Here is a 19,733-nt window from a genome sequence, read left to right as displayed (position 1 = left end):
CTTTGCCCAAAAGGCAAAGCTGCACGATTGAATTAATCTTCGTTTAAACGACGTAGTTCTTGCTTAATTTCTGTTTTACCTTTTGTTTTTTCATCGATCTCTTTAATGACTTTTGCCGGTGTTCCTGCAACGACTGTATTAGCTGGCACATCTTCTGTTACAATCGCTCCTGCCGCTACAACCGCTCCTTCTCCAACACGAACACCTTCTAGAATAACTGCATTCGCACCAACAACAACGCCATCTTCCACTACAACCGGGGAAGCGGAAGGCGGTTCAATCACACCAGCTAATACAGAACCTGCACCAATATGACAATTCTTCCCTACTGTTGCACGTCCGCCTAGTACAGCATTCATGTCAATCATTGTTCCTTCACCAATAACGGAACCAATATTAATGCTGGCGCCCATCATAATAACTGCACCTTTACCAATCTCAACTTGATCACGGATAATCGCGCCTGGCTCAATACGCGCTTCAATGTCTTTAAGATCTAGTAACGGAATAGCAGAATAGCGGCGATCATTTTCAACAACATAATCTTCAATGCTTGCTTCGTTTTCTTTTAAAACAGGCTCAATTAATGCCCAGTCTCCAAAAATAACGCCTGTCTGACCATTGAAAAATGTTTGTACAGCTTGATCAAAAGAAAGCTTGTCTAACTCACCTTTAATATGTATCTTAACAGGGGTTTTCTTTTCTGCTTTTGAAATAAATTGAATAATCTCGTTTGCATCCATCATGTTCATCTGTATTGCCTCCTTTTATCACTGTTCATTATGATAAAGTGTGTTACGAAAAAATGCAATGAACTAGCTTAAAATCCAAATAATAAATGTAATTGAGACTAAGCTGACTAGTGTTGTGACAAGCGTAATCGTCGAAACCAACTTCGGTTTTGCATCAAACCGAACCGCATACATGACAATTGTTGCAGCACTTGGCATCGCTGCAGCAACAACAAGAACATTTCGGAGCAATTCATCAATTGGTAAGAATAATGTAATCCCGTATGCCAATAGAGGTGAAAAAATCATCCGAATGCATACACCTACGCTAATTTTTTCCCAATCAAATGCTTTCCACTCAATCATCGCTAGCTGCATCCCTAGTATAAGCATAACGACTGGAATCGCCGCTTCGGCTACTAGGTCAATCGTGGAAAAGAACGGTTGCGGAAACGGAATAGAAAAAACATTAAGCCCGAGTGCTACGACTGTCGCGTACGTAGCTGGCATTTTAAAAATTGCTTTTACTGCAAACGTCATTGATGCTTTCCCTCGCGCCGCATAATAAACTCCGAAAATATTCATAATGATTGACTGAAGAACCATGAAGGTTATGGCTAAATCAAAAGCCGTTTGTCCATATGCAAATAAAATAATAGGCGTGCCATAGTTACCAACATTCATAAAAGCAGTCGACAAAATCATTCCGCTTTCATCTTGAACAGAAAGCTTTCTTATTTTTGCATAAAGTTTCGTTATACTAATAAGGACAGTCATTAGTACCAATGAAAAAATGACCATAAATAAATAGTCCATATTAAGAGGAGATGTATAGAAGGTACGGAAAACAAGACACGGAGTAAGAATGTAAATCGCTAAATTTGAAATCGAACGGATATCGAGCATACTTGCGCGTTGCAAGAGAAAGCCTGCGCCAAAAATAAGAAAGACAGGCAAGACTACTTGAAAAAAAAATGGTCACAACATTCAACCTTTCTACCTGTTAAGAAACAAATTGCGTCACAAAAAGAGTGAGTATTTTTGCTAAATCCACGGTTTCCACGTTCAATTCCTCTTCACTCTGGTTGTCTATGTAAATCAGTTTCACAATCGGACGATGAGGCAAGCCACGGTTTTGCGCAACGACCGTTCCGACCCCACCATTTGAAAGAATCACTTGGCTGCCCGTCGGAAATAAAGCAATGCAATCCATTAAAGCTGCCATACCTATCGGATTAAATCGTTTAGACGTAAATGCGAGCATAAATTCTAACGCATCAGACGGAGGCATGAGCGACTTTATATTTCGTTGATGAGTTAATTGATCGTATACATTTGCTATTGCTACAATTTGCGTTATATCATGGAGCATGTGGGCGTTTAATTGTCTAGGGTACCCACTCCCATCCACGGTTTCATGATGGGTTAGCGCAACAATTGAAGTTAATTGATCAACATGGCTTAATGACTGTAAATAATTATACCCTCTCCACGTATGGTCATGACCAAACGCTACCCCTTTTTGTGTATACTGATGCGAAACCACTTTTCCGACATCATGAAGCAACGCTGCTCGAATTAAGCGTTCTAAGTCTTTGTCTTTATAGCCTAGTTGAAATCCCATGCTCGTTGAAAGGAAGGCGACACTTAGCGAGTGAACGTAAATTGAGTCACTTCTCGCCTTTAAATAAGCCAAACATTCTTGCAATTGCGGGTCTTTTATAACCTGTTTGAAGAGCGTTTCGAATCTTTTTTTCCAAGTAACCGATTTTTCTTCTACAATCGTTTTCAGATTGGCCATGTATACATGTAAATGATCGTACGATTTCGCTTGTTTTTTTGGCACTTGAAGTGGTAAGACATCGATTCCAAATTTTTTTAAGCGCTTTAAATGCAAGGTAGTTAACGACGCCCCTTCTCGCAAAAGAATCTGTCCATCAACAGAAAAAATTTCTTTTCCTAATAATGCGCCAGGCAGCACTTCTTGTAAACGCACGTATTTCATATCACCATGTAGTTCCATACACGTTCCTCCCCATCGTAACGCTTTCATTATTATAGCGAATGAATTCTTTTTTAGAAAGACTATTTATGATCGACAACGTGAAAAAGACCTTTATGAATGTCGTTTCTCATTCATAAAGATCTCGGTCGCAGCTATTCATTTACTCTCCACTTAACTCTCTGCTTTTTCTAGCTGGTGTTGTTCGTGTTCATGGGAATCAAACACCACAATAGGTTTTAGAACAGATACGCCTTCTTTTGATAAGATATCAAGAATATCGTAGTTAATTTCTTCTTTTACGTCGTGCCATTCAGACCAAGCAACGGTTTTTGTAAAATAATAAATGAAAATGTTGTAGCTCGTCTCACCAAATTCATCAAAATAGATCATAACCGTATCCGTCACCACACCAGGATGACTGATCACAAGCTTCCTAATTTCTTGTACAGCATGCTCTAGTTCAGATCGGGTTGTTTCTTGGCCGACACCGATTGAATAATTTACTCTACGCATGTTCATTTCCGACCAGTTCGTAATCGCTTCATTAGACAACGTTTTATTCGGAACAACCACAATGGCGTCATCAAAGGTTCGAATTTTTGTACTGCGGAATGTAATGTCCTCTACAGTCCCTTCAACAGAAGCAGACGAAATCCAGTCTCCTTTTTTAAATGGCTTTTCCGTAATAATGACAATTCCACCAAAAAAGTTCGCCACTGTTTCTTGAGCAGCCAAAGCAAAAGCTAAGCCCCCAAGACCTAACCCTGCGATAAAGCCATTGACATCAACACCAAAGCTTGACAAGACGGTTACAAATGTCAAAGCAATCACGACGAACCGCAAAATGTTTGAAATAAAGGGAAGCAACATATGGTCATCGCTTAACTGTAGTTTCTTTTTTGTGAAAGCCATGAATGTTCCGTGGGTGGACACGTAATTATACAATCCCCAACCACCTAGAATGATCAAGCTGGCGTTAAACAGTCGCATCAACGCAACATTATCCGAAAACTCAACGCCAAAATACGTTAGCGCTACACGCGCCCCAATAATCACAAAGAGAAAACGGAGCGGCTTCTCATAAGAAAGCAAAAGCTGCGTCAACAATGTAGCATGTGTTTTTCGTGATAAGCCTAAAATAATTTTAAACAAATACGTAATAAAGATCTTCCGAAATAGAAGAAATAAGGTAAAAATTCCTAGCGCTATTAGAAGGGATAGCCATGGAAATTCTACAAAAAATGTTACAATTGAATCCCAAATTGCATTCATGGTTCATCTCCTCTTACAATTACTCTAACCGTATTCTAGCATGGACTTTTCGAATAGGCTATTGTAAAAGAATGCGAAATAAACGACCAAGTTTGGACTTTTGACTAATTGTATACAACGTTGGTCGGTTCTCAACATAAACCATTGGCCTCGAGCGAATTGTATACGAACAAGCAAAACAGATGCAGATGACTACACTTATCAATAAAATCAAATCAATTCGTTTTTCTTTCACGGTCTCCATACTCCTTTTTTGTTAGTATGTGAAATGAGCCACCTTTTATTTCTTCATAAAATGATTCCTGAACTTAAAATCCGTCTATACTAGTAATCGTGACGATTTTGTAGACAAACGTAGAGTTCATTAAAAACACACATTTTCTTGTTATGATAAAAGCGAGAAAACGATTTGGAGGGTTTCGAAATGAAAAAATTACTAACAGGCTTTATCCTACTTTTAGCCTTTATGTTTGCTTTGCCAACAAATGTGGCATTCGCTCATTCTCATCAAGAGTCTACTTCACCAAGTGAGAATGAAGAGGTCACGGAACCAGTAGATGAAATTACCGTTACATTTGATGCTGGGATCGCTAACGGAGATATTGAAGTGACAAACAATACAACGAATGAAGAAATCGAGCCTGCTTCTGTTGAAGTAGAGTCTACTGTCATTACAGCTCAATTTGATGAGCCGCTTCCAAACGGCGAATACATCGTTTATTGGGAAAATATCGGAGACGACACGCACCACATTGATGGTGAATTTACATTTACCGTGAACGTTCCTGAAGAAGAGGTAGAAGAAGGCACATCAGAAGAAGACACAACCAATGAAGACGCGACTGAAGAAGAGTCTACTGATGATGCTTCTGAACAAGAAACAAATGTTGAAGATGAGCAGTCAGAAACAGACAATGCTGATTCAGGTTCTGCCGTCCTATGGATCTCAATCATTCTAGCCATTTTATTCATTGGTGGTTTAATTGGATTTGTTGTTTCACGTAATAAAAAGAAATAACCGTGTTGACAAGTCATGTATAAAACATGGCTTGTTTTTTTACTAATCTCATGCAAAATTCATACAAAAATAAAAGAAATACATAAATTTTCGTTTTGAGATGATAAAGTTTCAGCTATAATAAGAAGAAGATACTGAATGTCAGCACAATTAATTTGATGAAAAAGATAGCCCTCTTTAAAAAAGTATGCTTGGCTACACTAAAATCATGTGCTGTGTTGTATTAGAGGAGGTTGTCTTATTTTATGCTTAATCGCCCCGTTTTAAAGAAACTGATCATCTTCTTACTGATTGTTGCGGCGGCGCTATTTGTATACTTTAATTTTTCTGCTTTTATGCCCATTCTTTTGGCTCTATTAACCGCCATGATTTTTGAGCCATTTGTAAAATACTTAAAGCGTAAAATGAAAAGTGAACGCAGACTTTTACCGGTTACGATCGTTTTCTTATCCTTTTTACTTATTTGCGGGATTCTACTTTATGTATCGATCCGTTATCTTGTAGAATCAATTTACAGCTGGTCTTTGCAAATCCCTCAATATGCCTTTGAAGTACAACAGTTTGCCGACGACATGATTGATGGGTTTCAAACAACTCTTGAGAGCATTCCACAAGGTACAGCCATTGTCGCAGAATTAGAGCGGTTGTCCACTACGATGGTTGACGCTGTACTAGGTATTACCGCGACTGTGATCACGTCCGTTGCATCGTGGCTACAATCGATACCGAATTTGCTCTTTGTTGCGCTTATTTACGTGATCACTCTTTTCTTATTTAGCTTGGACTTACCACGCCTGTTAACAAATACATTTAATTTATTTAAAGACGACACTTCACAAAAATTACAATTCGTGTTTCGACGTATGGGAAAAGTGTTTTTAGGATACTGGAAAGCTCAGTTTATTTTAAGTGTCGGCGTGTTTCTTGTCTGTTACATAAGTTTATTATTTATCGCTCCTGGACCCGCGCTCATTATGTCCATTCTCATCTGGGTAGTCGATATTATTCCTCTTTATGTCGGCCCAGCATTAATCCTTGTCCCATGGGGATTGATTGCGATGATTATTGGCAGTACTGCACAAGGGGTTCAATTAATCGTTCTTGCGCTCGTTTTATTAATCATTCGCCGGATCATCGAACCGAAAGTACTAGGTGATTCGATTGGCTTAAATGCGTTACCGACTGTTTTGTCGATGTACTTTGGGTTTGTTTTCTTCGGAGTGCTCGGTCTGATTTTAGGTCCATTTGTTTATATCGCCATTCGTTCAGCAAAAGAAGCAGGACTGTTTCAATTAACCGCTGAAAAAGCACCCGTTTCAACGCCAAAAACGACTCCTGATTAAAAAAGCTGCGTGGATTCATACTCCATGCAGCTTCTTTTATATTATAGTTGCTTTAATGCATCCTCAATTAAATGATTTCCGCTCGTTAAATCAAAGGCTTGATTAACCGTACTATCATCTTCTAAACAAGCGACAATCACATTCGCGACATCTTCTCTTGGAATATCGCCTCGCTCAAGTTCTGTCGCCACTTTCACTTTTCCGTTTCCATCTTCATTCGTCAATCCGCCTGGACGAATAATTGTATAGGCTAATCCGCTATTTTTCAGCCATTCATCGGCATAATGTTTCGCAGCACTGTAGTAAGGGGCTTTAGACATCCAGTTGTCGCGATTATGAACGCCGATGGCACTCACAATAATAAAGCGATCAACATTTGCTTGTTTAGCAGCTTCCATTGACTTAATCGCACCGTCAAAATCGATCATCATTGTTTTATCAGCTCCAGTATGGCCACCAGACCCTGCTGCAAAAACAACGACATCCATGCCTTCCATCAATGAAGTAAGATCTTCTGGTTGTCCTTCCAAATCACCGATTACAGCATGAATTCCTAGATCTTGATAATTTTCATATTGTTCCGTTTTGCGAACCATTGCTGTCGGCGTATGATTCGTATGTTTTTCTAATTTCTGCACTAAATGACGACCAATTTGTCCATTTGCACCAATGACAAAAACGTTCATGTATTCTCATCCTTTCTTGCTTCTACTACTTATATATTACCCCTAGTCAATAGAATAAAAACATCAACGCATTAAGCAGATTGCTTGCTTCCAGATCGTTCGGGCATTACCGTTAATAATGAAAAAGGAGGAGAAAATATGAATCACTTAATGTCTTCATATACAATTGGAAACCTTGAACTAAAAAATCGCATCGTCATGTCGCCCATGTGTCAGTATTCAGCGGTTGGAAAAGATGGAATGCCCACAGACTGGCATTTGCACCACTACACAACAAGAGCTGTAGGTGGTGTTGGATTGATCTTAGTTGAAATGACAAATATAGAAGAAGATGGTCGGATTTCTGATTACTGTTTAGGCTTATGGTCAGATGCACACCGTGATGCTTTCAAACCTATCGTTGAACAAGCACACAAGCACGGCGCGAAGATAGGCATTCAAATTGCCCATGCTGGCAGAAAAGCTGAAGATACGGATTCACCTATTTCAGCATCTCCTATCGCTTACGATGAAACGTTTAAAACACCTTATGAAGCATCAAAAAGCGATATTAAACGTTTAGTGACTGGCTATCAAGATGCAGCACGTCGGGCAGTAGAAGCTGGATTTGATGTCATTGAACTTCACGGTGCTCACGGATATCTAATTCATCAATTTTTATCTCCTTATACCAATCAGCGTCAAGATCGTTACGGAGAAGAGCGGACATTATTTGCAGTAGAAGTCATTAAAGCGATGAAAGCTGTTATGCCTACAGATATGCCGCTTATTATGCGAATATCTGCCGTGGAGTATGTAGAGGAAGGGTATGAATTAAGTGATGCAGTTGCCTTTACCCGTACGTTAAAAGAAGCAGGAGTTGACATGTTTGATGTTAGTTCCGGTGGTGAAGGCAAGCCTAGTTCAGCACGTTTTCAGAAACCTTACGCTGGTTACCAGCTTCCTTTCGCTCGAAAAATACGGCAAGAAATTGGCGTGCCAGTTATGGCAGTTGGTATGCTGGAAAATCCAGAAATCGCGAACGCCGCCATTCGCTCAAATGATGCTGATTTAGTGGCCATCGGTCGCGGACTGCTTTCTCACCCGTACTGGACGTTCTCAGCAGCTAAACAACTCAATTTAGACATCCATGCACCAAAACAATATGAACAAGCAACCTTTTAACAAAATTTGAGAACACGCCTCCATTTATTTCATAAAAAAACTCGTCATACATCGGCTGTATGACGAGTTTTTATTTAGATGCGCTGTACAAGATTTGAACTTGTGACCCCTTGCCTGTCAAGCAAGTGCTCTCCCACTGAGCTAACAGCGCCTAATCATTATGTATGATCAACAAATATTATAGTAGCAAATCATTTTAAAGAAGTCAACTATTCTTTTATTATCTGTTAGTTTCATTGTACAAATATGTCGACTACATGCTAGAATACGAGTAATACGATAGAGAGATGGTGAAAGCTGTTGGATTCTGAAAGCTTTAGTACCCCTAGACTACTTTTACGTGAACTGACGTTAGATGATGCCCCTTCGCTTTTACCAATCTGGTCTGACATCCGAGTAACCCGATACATGAAAATTGACCGATTAACAACAGAAGAGGAAGCACGACAGCTTATTTCTTTATTAAAAAGTCAAGTTAAAGCTGGCCAATCTTCCCGATACGCTATTATATTAAAAGATACAAATACGGTAATTGGCACATGCGGTTTTGATCGTTTCCATAGCGAGCACGAAAGCGGCACTATTAGTTACGAGTTAAGTAAAACGTGCTGGGGAAAAGGCTACGCTTCTGAGGCGCTATTTGAGATTATTAAAGACGGCTTCACTCGTCTGGGCCTACACCGAATTGAAGCAAGAATTGAGCCAGAAAATGATCGATCCTACCATGCTTTACATAAACTCGGCTTTATGCATGAAGGGCGCTTACGCGGCGCATTAAAAAAAGGGGATAAATTTGTGGATCAACTTGTTTTCTCCATTTTATCTGAAGAACTTGATTCATCCCTTCGCTAAAAAAACCGAACGCCTTACGAGGCGAACGGTTTTTTTACTTCTTCACATCATACCCTTGCTCTTCAATTTCATTTTCCAAACCGTCGAGGCTAACAAGGTCTTTTTTATAGCGAACACTCACTTCTTCCTTATCTAAAGCAACATCAACTTGCTCTACTCCATCAAGGCTCCCTAAGGCTTGCTCAATTGACTTTACACAGTGTTGACAAGACATACCGCTTACTTTAATAATTGATTGTTCCATTTTCTTACCTCCTCTTAGTTAAAACAGGCTTATTTCGAAAACCGACTGATAACATCCATTAATTCCGCAATTGCTTCGTCACCATTTCCATTTTTAATAGCATCAGACACACAATGCTTGGAATGATCTTCCAACAAGGTCATACTCACTTTTCTTAAAGCCGCTTGAATGGCTGACAATTGAATGAGTACATCCACACAATAGCGATCGTCTTCAACCATTTTTTGAATCCCTCGCACTTGTCCTTCAATGCGCTTTAAACGATTCGTTAATGATGTCTTTTCATCATGATGTCGATGCGTCTTTTGCTCCGTTGTCACGGATTGTTGCTTATGCATTACACTCACCCCGATCTTTCTTTTAGTATACAAGATCCATGTTTGATTGTAAAAACAAGGGTTTCATCATTGACACGCTACAGCCAATGCGATATCTTTTTGATGTAGAAGATCTTACAAGAGAGAAAAACGAATTTATCAATGTATTGGGAGTGGAACTATGGAGAAAGCAACGATTTTTTTTGATATTGATGGGACGCTTTTAGATGACAACAAGGAATTGCCTTCATCGACAAAAGAATCGATTAAACAGCTACAACGGGATGGGCATCATGTTGCAATCGCAACGGGTAGAGCCCCTTATTTTTTTAAAGAATTACGAGATGAGCTGAACATTGATTCCTACATTTGTTTTAATGGACAATACGTCGTTTATAAAGGCGAGCTCATTTATCAAGATACTTTAAACCCAACAACATTTAGTCGCTTCGAGCGCTATGCCTCAACGTCTAATCATCCACTCATTTTTATGTCTGCAGATGCGTTTACAGCAAATCACGCGGATCATCCTGATATTCGAGAAAGTATGTCATCTTTAAAATTAGATTTACCCACTTATAACCCTAATTATTATGAACAAAGCCATTTACATCAAGCCTTGTTATTTTGTAAACCAGATGAAGAAGCAGACTACCGTGAGCGGTTTCCAGATTTTAAATTCGTACGCTGGCATCCTCTATCCGTAGACGTCCTCCCAGTTAACGGTTCGAAAGCAATTGGGATTTCGAAATTTATTGCACACGCAGGGATTGATTTAAAAAGTGTTTACGCATTCGGTGATCAATTAAATGATCTTGAGATGCTCTCCTATGTTGAACATGGCGTAGCGATGGGAAATGCGCCTCAAGAAGTACAATCGCAAGCTCGTTACATTACGAAACATGTTAATGAAGATGGCATCAAGCATGGCCTTTCCCTTGTTGGGTTACTGAATTAACACGCCAAAGGTATATAAAAAGAGCACGCAGGAGCGTGCTCTTTCTTTCGTGCTTATGTAAACATCTTTCAAACGCGCCTAGCAGGATTCGAACCCACAACGCGAGAACCGGAATCTCGTGTGATATCCCCTTTCACCATAGGCGCCAACGACACGTATAAATATACTTGAATGAGAGGGAGTTGTCAATTATAAAATCTCCCTCTAGCCATAATTAAGAAGATTGATGGTTCTTTTCGCCCTCAGCAAACATCACTTTAAAACGCTCGTTAATGTCTTCTTCCTTATACCCTGCTTGTCCAAGACGAACGCCAAAATTCTTCGCATAGAGTTGAAGACGCTGTGACATCTTTTTATATTTCTTTGCTTCTGTACCTTTTACTTCACTAGCACGACCGTCTGCATTTGAAATCACATTTTCCACAACAAACAACGCTTTCCATAGTGTCTCTTCATCCATTCCTTGGTGAATGGTGCTTAACTCGTCAACAACCTCTTTATAGAATTGCTGAAATTCTTTAAACGTAATGTCATCTTCCATGTTCAAGTAATGCTGAATTTTATCATATTGTTCTTGCATGATTTTACCCCCTTTGCTCTTGGCTATTATACCATAGGAAACTTTGGCATGCGACTGTATCGAAAAAAAGAGGACTCCCCCTAAAAAGGAGAAAACTCCTCCTTGGGGCAAGTCCTGTGGTCTTATTTACAGTGAGCATCAAATGCTTGTTCAAGTTTTTGAACAACTTGGATCGGCTCATGACCTTCAATTTCATGACGCTCGACCATCATTTGAATCTCGCCATCTTTTAAAAGCGCAAATGAAGGGGAAGATGGACCATATCCTTTAAAGAACTCTCTTGCTCGAGCAGTCGCTTCTTTATCTTGACCAGCAAAAACAGTCACAAAACGATCTGGTGTTGCCTCATAATTCTTCATATAAGCGGCAGCAGGACGCGCAATACCACCGGCACACCCACAGACTGAGTTCACCATAACGAGCGTTGTTCCTTTTTCTGTTAACGATTGCTCAACGTCCTCGGCTGTTTGTAATTGCGTATAGCCTGCTTGAACCATATCATTTCTCGCATCTTGTACGACATCATTCATGAAAAAATTAAATTGTTGCATGAAATCACCCTCCTTCCCTTATATTTTAGGGGAAACGATTGGTTTGCACAAGTTTTTAAAATCAAACTTAGTAGATCGACGTCGTCTCATCGATTGATTCAAGTTTTGTTTTAATTGATTGTAAAAATTTCCCACAAATTAAACCATCTAGCACGCGGTGATCAAGGGATAGACAGAGATTGACCATGTGCCGAATCGCAATAACTTCACCTGCTTCTGTATCCATCACAACAGGACGCTTGACGATTGACTCAACAGACATAATCGCTGCTTGAGGTGCGTTAATGATAGGCTGAGACATAATGGAGCCAAACGAACCTGTATTATTAATGGTAAACGTTCCTCCGCTCATATCTTCGCTTTTCAATTGACCAGCTCTTACTTTTTTTGCTAACTCATTCGTACGTTTCGCTAATCCTTTAACAGTCAGCTCATCTGCATCTTTAATTACTGGTACAAACAGTGCGTCGTCTGTTGCAACAGCCATCGATAGGTTAACATCTTTTTTGCGAATAATTTTGTCGCCAGCCCACTGCGCATTCACTTCAGGATATTCCTTTAACGCTTCGACACATGCCTTCATAAAGAAAGGCAAATACGTAAGGTTAAATCCTTCTTTTTCTTTAAATACATCTTTTTGACGTTGACGTACCTTAACAAGATTGGTTACATCAACTTCAACCATCGTCCAAGCATGAGGCGCTTCTGTTTTGCTTTTTACCATATTTGCGGCAATCGCTTTACGGATTCCTGATACTGGAATTTCTGTATCTCCAGCGGAGCTTTGAACCTGTACGTCTTCAGCTTTTGTTTTCGGTTGTTCCACTTTAACGGGTGCTTGATCAGGCTGAGCTGTCGAGGATGATCCATTCTTCCGATGCGCTTCAACATCTTTTCTTGTAATACGGCCCCCTTTTCCAGATCCTGCAACATCATCTAATGAGATGCCGTACTCTTGTGATAATCGAAGAACAGCAGGAGAATAGCGGTTCCGTTGATCCGTTGCTTCAGTCGTGTTTGCTGGTTTTTCCGATTCAACTTGCTGATTCTCTTGTTGGTTTGAGCCTTCTTTTGCCTCTTTGCTTCTTTCTTCTTGAATGGAGCAAATTTCTGTACCGACTGAAACCGTGTCATCTTCCTCGACAAGGAGTTCTTGGATAACCCCTGTGTAGGAAGACGGAATTTCTGCACTCACTTTATCCGTCATTACTTCAGCAATGGGTTCATACTTCGTTACGTTGTCCCCAGGTGCCACAAGCCATTTGCTTATCGTTCCCTCTGTGACACTTTCACCAAGCTGAGGCATTGTCATTTTTGTCGCCATTGTATCCCTCCTTTAAAACTCTGCTAAGTCGCGAATGGCTTGCTCGACTTTATCAGGGTTAATCATAAACTCTTTTTCTAATGTCGGTGCATACGGCATAGCTGGCACGTCTGGACCAGCCAAGCGTTTAATTGGCGCATCCAGATCAAACAAACAGTGTTCTGCAATGATTGCACTAACTTCACTGATAATGCTTCCTTCTTTGTTATCTTCGGTAATTAATAACACTTTCCCTGTTTTCTTAGCTGCCTCTATAATCGCTTCTTGATCAAGCGGATACACCGTTCGCAAATCAAGTACGTGGGTTTGAACCCCTTCTTTTTCAAGACGCTCCGCTGCTTGTAGCGCGAAATGTACAGCCAACCCATACGTAATAACGGTGACATCGTCTCCTTCACGCTTCACATCCGCTTTTCCAATTGGAAGTGTATACTCCTCATCTGGAACCTCGCCTTTAATTAAGCGATACGCACGCTTATGTTCAAAAAATAGAACCGGATCGTCTGATCGTATTGCTGCTTTTAAAAGACCTTTTACATCATAAGGTGTCGAGGGCATGACAATTTTTAATCCTGGTGTATTCGCGAACATCGCTTCAACACTTTGTGAATGATAGAGTGCACCATGAATTCCTCCACCGTAAGGCGCACGAATAGTAATCGGACACGTCCAATCATTGTTTGTACGGTAGCGGATTTTCGCCGCTTCAGACACAATTTGATTGACTGCTGGCATAATAAAGTCGGCAAACTGCATCTCGGCAACAGGACGCATTCCATACATCGCCGCACCTATACCAACGCCGGCAATAGCCGATTCTGCTAGTGGCGTATCAATGACACGTGCTTCTCCAAATTGTTCATATAAACCTGCCGTTGCGCGAAACACTCCGCCGCGCTTTCCAACATCTTCACCTAAAACAAAGACTTTTTGGTCCCGCTTCATTTCTTCATGCAGCGCTTTCGTTACGGCTTCAATATAAGATAAAACAGCCATTAGTTCCCCTCCTCGCCATAAACATGTAAATACGTTGTGCTTGGATCCGCATACGTCGCTTCTTCCGCATATTCTGTCGCTTCATTCACGAGCTGCTTCACTTCTTCTTCCATTTCTTTCAGCTTTTCTTCATTTAATAAGTTAGCATCCATTAAATATGTGGCGTATGTATGAACAGGATCTTTCGCTTTTGCTTCTGCCACTTCTTCCCGTGAACGATACGCACGATCATCGTCATCACTTGAATGAGGTGTAAGGCGATACGAAACCGTTTCAATTAAAGACGGCCCTTCTCCTTTTCTCGCTCGGTCTGCGGCTTCTTTCACAGCTTCATACACAGCTAGAGGATCATTTCCATCCACCGTGACACCTGGCATCCCATAACCAATCGCTCGGTCTGAAACCTTTTCACAAGCAAGTTGTTTTTCAATCGGTACACTAATGGCGTATTTATTATTTTCGCACATAAAGATAACAGGTAGCTTGTGCACTCCTGCGAAATTCGCTCCTTCGTGAAAATCTCCTTGGTTGGAGGATCCTTCTCCAAACGTTGTAAACGTAACAAAGTCTTTCTTTTCTAAGCGACCACCTAAAGCAACCCCGACAGCGTGAGGGACTTGAGTGGTAACAGGTGATGATCCTGTCACAATGCGATTTACTTTTTGACCAAAATGACCTGGCATTTGGCGTCCACCGGAATTCGGGTCTTCTTCTTTTGCAAAGCCAGACAGCATTAAATCTTTCGCAGTCATGCCAAATGTAAGGACAACGCCCATATCCCGATAGTAAGGCAGTACATAGTCTTTATCTCGATCAAGCGCAAACGCTGCACCTACTTGCGCCGCTTCCTGCCCTTGACATGAAATGACAAAAGGAATCTTTCCAGCCCGATTTAATAACCACATCCGTTCGTCAATTCTACGGGCAAGTAACATCGTTCTATAAATATCAATGGCTTCTGCATCGGTCAAACCGAGCTGCTCATGTTTTTGTTTTGCCATATGAATCCCTCCTATTACATATGAATTGCGCGTTTATCAATTAATAATGCGGCTTCACCGATTGCTTCCGACATGGTCGGGTGCGGATGAATCATGTCTCCTAATTCAACATGCGCAGCATCTAAATATTTCGCTAGTGCCGCTTCACTTATTAAATCCGTTGCATGAGAGCCAATAATGTGAACACCAAGAACATCTTTCGTTTTCTCATCAGAAATCACTTTAACAAACCCTTCTTCTTCTCCTTGAACGAGCGCTTTGCCGACTGCCGCAAATGGAAATGTTCCCACTTTAATTTGATAGCCTTGCTCTTTCGCATCACGCTCTGTCAATCCAACTTGAGCAGATTCGGGAAAGCTATAAATACAAGAAGGTACCATTGTTGGATTTAACGGTTCAACTGGCTCACGTGTCATATGAGCAACAGCAATGAGTCCTTCATGAGTAGCCACATGGGCAAGTTGAAGCCCCCCAACACAGTCTCCAATCGCATAGATGTGGGATTCTTTCGTTTGACCGTATTCATTCACCTTTATGTAACCGCTTTCCAAAACAATGTCTGTGTTCTCTAAGCCAATGTTTTTTACATTTGCTGATCGACCAATCGATACCATCATTTTGTCAACAGGAATCGATAAGGTTTCGTCTTGACACGAAACCGAAACGGTCACGGAATGATCCTCTATTTTCAAGTCCGCTTCATTAAGCGTTGCTCGTGTATAGATGGTTACACCTCGATTTTGGAGCTGTTTCATCATTTCCTTGGAAATATCTTTGTCAGCAGTTGGAAGAATTCGATCACCAGCTTCCACAATTGTTACTTCGACACCAAAATCAATGAGCATCGATGCCCACTCAACGCCAATCACACCTCCGCCAACTATGACGATCGATGAAGGCAACGCTTCAAAGTTTAACGCCTCTTCTGAACTGATTATTGATGATCCGTTAAATGGTGTTTGTGGTAAAGTTCTTGGAGAAGAGCCTGTTGCCAAAATAACGTTGGAGCCAATTAACATTTCATTTTCTCCGTCACCTAAGTCTACCGACACAGTGCCAGGTGTTGGCGAGAAAATGGATGGCCCTAGCAGCGTACCTCTTCCTTCGTATACATCAATTTTTCCTTTTTTCATTAATCCCTTTACACCCGTCGCTAAACGATCAACAATGCTTTGCTTTCGTTCTTGAACTTTAGTGAAATCTAGCTCGGCCTTTCCAACCGTCACGCCAAATGAAGCAGCTTCCTTCGCTAAACGAAAAACCTCTGCACTTCTAAGCAACGCTTTACTAGGGATACACCCTTTATGAAGGCATGTGCCTCCTAACAATTGTTCCTCAACAAGTGCTGTTTTTAACCCTGATTGTGAGGCGCGGATGGCGGCTGCATAACCGCCTGTTCCGCCTCCCACGATCACGAGATCATAATTCTCTGCCATGGTTGTTTGCCTCCATTATTTTTTACGTGAAAGAATATGGTGTTCATTTTGTAAAAACGTGCCTCTTGCATAACGCATACGTTCAATTCGTTCCTCAGCCATCTTATCAGCTGCTTGAGACGTTGGGATTTGTTTCGCTTTAGCAATTTCAAATACACGAGAGACATTGTCGTAAATGCCTTCTACTTTTTTAAATGCACGATCACGATTGTATCCATTTAATTCGTCGGCAACATTGATGACGCCTCCAGCATTAATCACGTAATCTGGCGCGTACGCAATGCCCATTTCTTGAAGAAGGTGGCCGTGACGCTCTTCTTTTAACTGGTTGTTTGCGGCTCCAGCAATTACTTTTGCTGTTAATTTCGAAAGCGTTTCATCATTAATGACGCCTCCTAAAGCACACGGTGCAAAAATGTCGCAATCTTGCTCGTAAATATCATCAGGATCAACTGCTTTAGCACCAAACTCTGCGACAGCTTTTTCAACGGATGGTTTATAGATGTCTGTCACAATTAATTGCGCGCCTTCTTCGTGTAAATACTTACATAAATTATACGATACATTTCCAACACCTTGAACAGCAATTGTTTTACCCGCTAAGTCTTCCGTACCTAGTCCTGCTTTAGCCGCGGCTTTCATTCCGACATACACACCATAAGCAGTCACAGGCGAAGGGTTTCCTGAAGCACCAAAAGCAGGTGAAATCCCTGTAACATAATCGGTTTCATCATGAATTGTGTCCATATCTTCAACGGTCGTACCGACATCTTCTGCCGTAATATAGCGGCCATTCAAGCCTTGTATGTAGCGTCCGAACGCTCGAAACATTTCTGGATTTTTATCTGTTCGTGCATCACCAATAATTACGGCTTTTCCGCCACCTAGATTTAATCCTGCGGCAGCATTTTTATACGTCATCCCTCTTGAAAGACGTAAAACATCCTCAAAAGCTTCTTCTTCAGTTTTATAATTCCACATTCTTGTGCCTCCAAGTGCTGGCCCAAGCGTCGTATCATGAATGGCAATAATCGCTTTTAATCCTGACGTTTGATCTTGGCAAATCACAAGTTGTTCATAATCTTTTTCCTGCATCTTTGTAAATAAGTTCATTTTAAATCCCCCTATAAGAATTCTAGCTAGTCTTAGACATGGTTTCTTTCTCTTTTCATGCAAAAACAATGCCAACTATTAATCTTAAGGAATAAGGTTTTCCACACCTTCATTGTGCAAATTCTTGCACTCCCCTGAAAAATATTGCATGCAACATCATTCAATCTTATGTTTTTCTAATTTATAATATAATGAGCGAACAGAAATGCCAAGCCGCTTTGCCGCTTCCGTTTTTACATAATCAACTCGTTCTAACGTTTGTAAAAGAAATGAGCGCTCTTTTTCTGCCAAAAAATGGTCAAGCGTCTCGGCTTCTACATTCGACTGTAGTCCCTGCTCAATCTCATCTTGCGACTCATTCGGCTCTGTAAGCGCGACTGTTTCAATTTCAGTTTCACCTAAGTTTTTGTAAATCATTTCACGCGCTAATACATTTTCAAGTTCACGAATGTTCCCAGGCCATGGATAGTGTTGCAATTGGTTGAGCGCTTCATGGCTAATTCTTCTTATATTACGACCGTAATCTTCGTTAATTTTCTCTATTAAGCTTAACGATATGGTTGGAATATCCTCTGAGCGCTCTCGTAGAGGCGGAATATAAATAGGTAATGTATTTAAGCGGTAGTATAAATCTTCTCGAAATTGCTTTGTAGATAATAAAACTTGTAAATTTACATTTGTCGCCGCTATTACCCGAGCTTTTATTTTTACTGGCTTTGTTCCTCCAACTCGTACCACTTCATTTTCTTGCAACACGCGTAAGAGCTTTGCTTGGGTTTGAAGAGACATTTCTCCGACTTCATCAAGGAAAATGCTGCCTTCACCAGCTTCTTCAAACAACCCTTTTTTTCCTGTTCTTAATGCGCCAGAGAAAGCACCTTGTTCATAGCCAAATAACTCGCTTTCCAGTAAGGACTCCGTTAAAGCCGCGCAATTTACACGGACAAACGGTTTATCCCTTCGTTTACTTTCATGATGAATCGCATGTGCAAACAATTCTTTTCCGGTACCAGTTTCACCTAGAAGTAAAATAGGCAAGGCTGTATTAGCTCCTAATTTCGCTTGTGCAATCGCGTGCTGAATGCCGCTTGATTGACCGAGTATATCTTGAAAAGAATATCGTGCTTCTAGACTCGCGATTTTTTTCTTTGCTTGCTTTAGTTCACCCATGAGCAGATTTAACTCTGATACATCGTGAATAATACCGATGCTACCTTTTAACTTTTTATCTACAACTACAGGTGCCACATTTACGATTACATCCCGTTTATTCGGTCCCAATTTCAAACGAGCACCTCGCACTGGCCTTTGGGTTTGTAACACTTGCATATGGATACTTTCACCTTCAGAGATGTCCGTTGTTGCAGGCTTCCCAATTACTTGATCTTCCGTTAAACCTGTTATTTTTTTGTAAGCAGGATTTATTAACAAACCTACGCCATATTCATCAACCACAGAAATGGCATCATTTGAAGAGTTTATGATCGCTTCAAGCATTTCTCTCATCCGGTTTAAATCTGTTATTTGCTCAGCCATTTGTTTTGCTTCTGTGACATCTTTAAAGACAGCAATTGCACCAGTAATGAGTCCATTTGCGTGCAAAGGTATACGGGTCGTGACAATTTTAGTACCATTCATAAAGGTCTGCAGTTGATTGTGTTCGGCTTGCCCGGTTTCAATCACTCTTGGCAAACCGCTATTTGGTAATAACGTTTGGATTTGCATCCCCATACTTTCTTGTTGTTGAACATCTGCCATCTTAGCAGCAGAGTCATTAAGATACAGTACAGTATTGTCTGCCCGAACGATAAGAACCCCATCATCAATGGAATCAATGGCTTTATGCATAAAAGTTTGTTTATCAAGCTCATTACTAATGACAGACCATGCGTCCTCATACGTCATAATGAGCTGATTCGATTGATGCGAGTTACTTGCCTGCAAGACCGTGTCATAATGATGAGTTCGAGGAATTGTATCAATTAAAGCAATCTGATGGTCCAGAGCTAACGATTGCGTTTCCTGGTTTTCAGAACAAATGGCAGATACTGAAAACATGGGCATATGAATTAAACATCTTAATAAGGCAAATGCATCAGGACCGTCATCAATAAACAGGATTTTTTCCATCTCGCACCTCTA

The 19,733-nt window shown here is 40.7% G+C and carries 20 protein-coding genes, 2 tRNA genes and 1 pseudogene; 5 read left to right on the top strand and 18 right to left on the bottom strand.

Annotation, left to right across the window (positions count from 1 at the left end):
- Positions 1 to 32 precede the first annotated feature (32 nt).
- The 5 genes and pseudogenes from dapD to ACE1TH_RS03510 form a co-directional block, all read right to left on the bottom strand.
- The gene (gene dapD, locus ACE1TH_RS03530) at positions 33 to 752 is read right to left on the bottom strand and encodes a 2,3,4,5-tetrahydropyridine-2,6-dicarboxylate N-acetyltransferase (RefSeq protein WP_099301217.1); all 720 of its coding nucleotides are present in this window, start codon (positions 750 to 752) and stop codon (positions 33 to 35) included.
- Positions 753 to 815: 63 nt separating this feature from the next.
- Positions 816 to 1,691, bottom strand: a pseudogene (locus ACE1TH_RS03525) (AEC family transporter); the annotation flags it as partial.
- Between the two features lie 43 nt (positions 1,692 to 1,734).
- Positions 1,735 to 2,754 (bottom strand): HD-GYP domain-containing protein, encoded by a 1,020-nt coding sequence (locus tag ACE1TH_RS03520; protein ID WP_176554263.1) that lies wholly within the window; start codon positions 2,752 to 2,754, stop codon positions 1,735 to 1,737.
- Positions 2,755 to 2,907: 153 nt separating this feature from the next.
- Complete coding sequence (locus ACE1TH_RS03515; RefSeq protein WP_099301219.1) at positions 2,908 to 4,008, bottom strand: mechanosensitive ion channel family protein; 1,101 nt, start codon at positions 4,006 to 4,008, stop codon at positions 2,908 to 2,910.
- Between the two features lie 58 nt (positions 4,009 to 4,066).
- Positions 4,067 to 4,243 carry a hypothetical protein gene (locus tag ACE1TH_RS03510; RefSeq protein WP_176554264.1) on the bottom strand — a complete coding sequence of 59 codons (177 nt, stop codon included), beginning with the start codon at positions 4,241 to 4,243 and terminating at the stop codon, positions 4,067 to 4,069.
- Positions 4,244 to 4,432: 189 nt separating this feature from the next.
- Between ACE1TH_RS03510 and ACE1TH_RS03505 the strand changes: the two genes are divergently transcribed.
- Together ACE1TH_RS03505 and ytvI are read left to right on the top strand one after the other, a co-directional pair.
- A complete protein-coding gene (locus ACE1TH_RS03505; protein WP_255223409.1) occupies positions 4,433 to 5,026 on the top strand; it encodes a copper resistance protein CopC in 594 nt (197 codons plus the stop codon).
- A gap of 245 nt (positions 5,027 to 5,271) precedes the next feature.
- On the top strand, positions 5,272 to 6,369 hold the full coding sequence (gene ytvI, locus ACE1TH_RS03500) for a sporulation integral membrane protein YtvI (protein WP_099301221.1): 1,098 nt from the start codon (positions 5,272 to 5,274) through the stop codon (positions 6,367 to 6,369).
- 41 nt (positions 6,370 to 6,410) lie between these two features.
- On the opposite strand, the gene ACE1TH_RS03495 is transcribed toward ytvI, so the two are convergent.
- Complete coding sequence (locus tag ACE1TH_RS03495; RefSeq protein WP_099301222.1) at positions 6,411 to 7,055, bottom strand: SDR family oxidoreductase; 645 nt, start codon at positions 7,053 to 7,055, stop codon at positions 6,411 to 6,413.
- A 138-nt stretch (positions 7,056 to 7,193) separates the two neighbouring features.
- Between ACE1TH_RS03495 and ACE1TH_RS03490 the strand changes: the two genes are divergently transcribed.
- Positions 7,194 to 8,219, top strand: a complete 1,026-nt coding sequence (locus ACE1TH_RS03490) for an NADH:flavin oxidoreductase/NADH oxidase (protein ID WP_255223412.1) — start codon at positions 7,194 to 7,196, stop codon at positions 8,217 to 8,219.
- Positions 8,220 to 8,298: 79 nt separating this feature from the next.
- On the opposite strand, the gene ACE1TH_RS03485 is transcribed toward ACE1TH_RS03490, so the two are convergent.
- Positions 8,299 to 8,370: transfer RNA gene (locus ACE1TH_RS03485), tRNA-Val, on the bottom strand.
- A gap of 149 nt (positions 8,371 to 8,519) precedes the next feature.
- On the opposite strand from ACE1TH_RS03485, the gene ACE1TH_RS03480 reads away from it, so the two are divergent.
- Positions 8,520 to 9,071, top strand: coding sequence for a GNAT family N-acetyltransferase (locus tag ACE1TH_RS03480; RefSeq protein WP_176554265.1), 552 nt, complete (start codon positions 8,520 to 8,522; stop codon positions 9,069 to 9,071).
- 34 nt (positions 9,072 to 9,105) lie between these two features.
- On the opposite strand, the gene copZ is transcribed toward ACE1TH_RS03480, so the two are convergent.
- Both copZ and ACE1TH_RS03470 read right to left on the bottom strand, forming a co-directional pair.
- Positions 9,106 to 9,315, bottom strand: a complete 210-nt coding sequence (copZ, locus tag ACE1TH_RS03475) for a copper chaperone CopZ (RefSeq protein WP_099301225.1) — start codon at positions 9,313 to 9,315, stop codon at positions 9,106 to 9,108.
- A gap of 29 nt (positions 9,316 to 9,344) precedes the next feature.
- Entirely contained in the window at positions 9,345 to 9,653 is a 309-nt protein-coding gene (locus ACE1TH_RS03470) for a metal-sensing transcriptional repressor (RefSeq protein ID WP_375078373.1), read from the bottom strand.
- 160 nt (positions 9,654 to 9,813) lie between these two features.
- Here ACE1TH_RS03470 and ACE1TH_RS03465 point away from each other — a divergent pair, with 160 nt between their 5' ends.
- Positions 9,814 to 10,590, top strand: a complete 777-nt coding sequence (locus ACE1TH_RS03465) for a Cof-type HAD-IIB family hydrolase (RefSeq protein ID WP_255223413.1) — start codon at positions 9,814 to 9,816, stop codon at positions 10,588 to 10,590.
- Between the two features lie 73 nt (positions 10,591 to 10,663).
- On the opposite strand, the gene ACE1TH_RS03460 is transcribed toward ACE1TH_RS03465, so the two are convergent.
- The 9 genes from ACE1TH_RS03460 to ACE1TH_RS03420 form a co-directional block, all read right to left on the bottom strand.
- Positions 10,664 to 10,736, bottom strand: a tRNA-Arg gene (locus ACE1TH_RS03460).
- A gap of 68 nt (positions 10,737 to 10,804) precedes the next feature.
- Positions 10,805 to 11,170: a hypothetical protein gene (locus ACE1TH_RS03455; RefSeq protein ID WP_099301228.1), complete on the bottom strand. Its 366-nt coding sequence runs from the start codon at positions 11,168 to 11,170 to the stop codon at positions 10,805 to 10,807.
- A gap of 122 nt (positions 11,171 to 11,292) precedes the next feature.
- A complete protein-coding gene (locus ACE1TH_RS03450; protein ID WP_099301229.1) occupies positions 11,293 to 11,721 on the bottom strand; it encodes a BrxA/BrxB family bacilliredoxin in 429 nt (142 codons plus the stop codon).
- Positions 11,722 to 11,788: 67 nt separating this feature from the next.
- Positions 11,789 to 13,045 (bottom strand): dihydrolipoamide acetyltransferase family protein, encoded by a 1,257-nt coding sequence (locus ACE1TH_RS03445; protein WP_375078372.1) that lies wholly within the window; start codon positions 13,043 to 13,045, stop codon positions 11,789 to 11,791.
- Between the two features lie 12 nt (positions 13,046 to 13,057).
- Positions 13,058 to 14,041 carry an alpha-ketoacid dehydrogenase subunit beta gene (locus ACE1TH_RS03440; RefSeq protein WP_375078371.1) on the bottom strand — a complete coding sequence of 328 codons (984 nt, stop codon included), beginning with the start codon at positions 14,039 to 14,041 and terminating at the stop codon, positions 13,058 to 13,060.
- Positions 14,041 to 15,042, bottom strand: a complete 1,002-nt coding sequence (locus ACE1TH_RS03435; RefSeq protein ID WP_375078370.1) for a thiamine pyrophosphate-dependent dehydrogenase E1 component subunit alpha — start codon at positions 15,040 to 15,042, stop codon at positions 14,041 to 14,043. Before ACE1TH_RS03435 ends, ACE1TH_RS03440 begins: the two co-directional genes overlap by 1 nt.
- Before the next feature lie 14 nt (positions 15,043 to 15,056).
- Complete coding sequence (lpdA, locus tag ACE1TH_RS03430) at positions 15,057 to 16,478, bottom strand: dihydrolipoyl dehydrogenase (protein ID WP_099301233.1); 1,422 nt, start codon at positions 16,476 to 16,478, stop codon at positions 15,057 to 15,059.
- A 15-nt stretch (positions 16,479 to 16,493) separates the two neighbouring features.
- On the bottom strand, positions 16,494 to 17,591 hold the full coding sequence (locus ACE1TH_RS03425; protein ID WP_099301234.1) for a Glu/Leu/Phe/Val family dehydrogenase: 1,098 nt from the start codon (positions 17,589 to 17,591) through the stop codon (positions 16,494 to 16,496).
- 156 nt (positions 17,592 to 17,747) lie between these two features.
- A complete protein-coding gene (locus ACE1TH_RS03420) occupies positions 17,748 to 19,721 on the bottom strand; it encodes a sigma 54-interacting transcriptional regulator (protein WP_375078369.1) in 1,974 nt (657 codons plus the stop codon).
- Between the last annotated feature and the right edge of the window lie 12 nt (positions 19,722 to 19,733).

Origin of the sequence: Shouchella sp. JSM 1781072 (genome assembly GCF_041949915.1) — a bacterium.
In the GTDB taxonomy this organism is placed as follows: Bacteria; Bacillota; Bacilli; order Bacillales; family Bacillaceae_D; genus Shouchella.
This window is presented reverse-complemented; position numbering and strand designations above follow the sequence as displayed.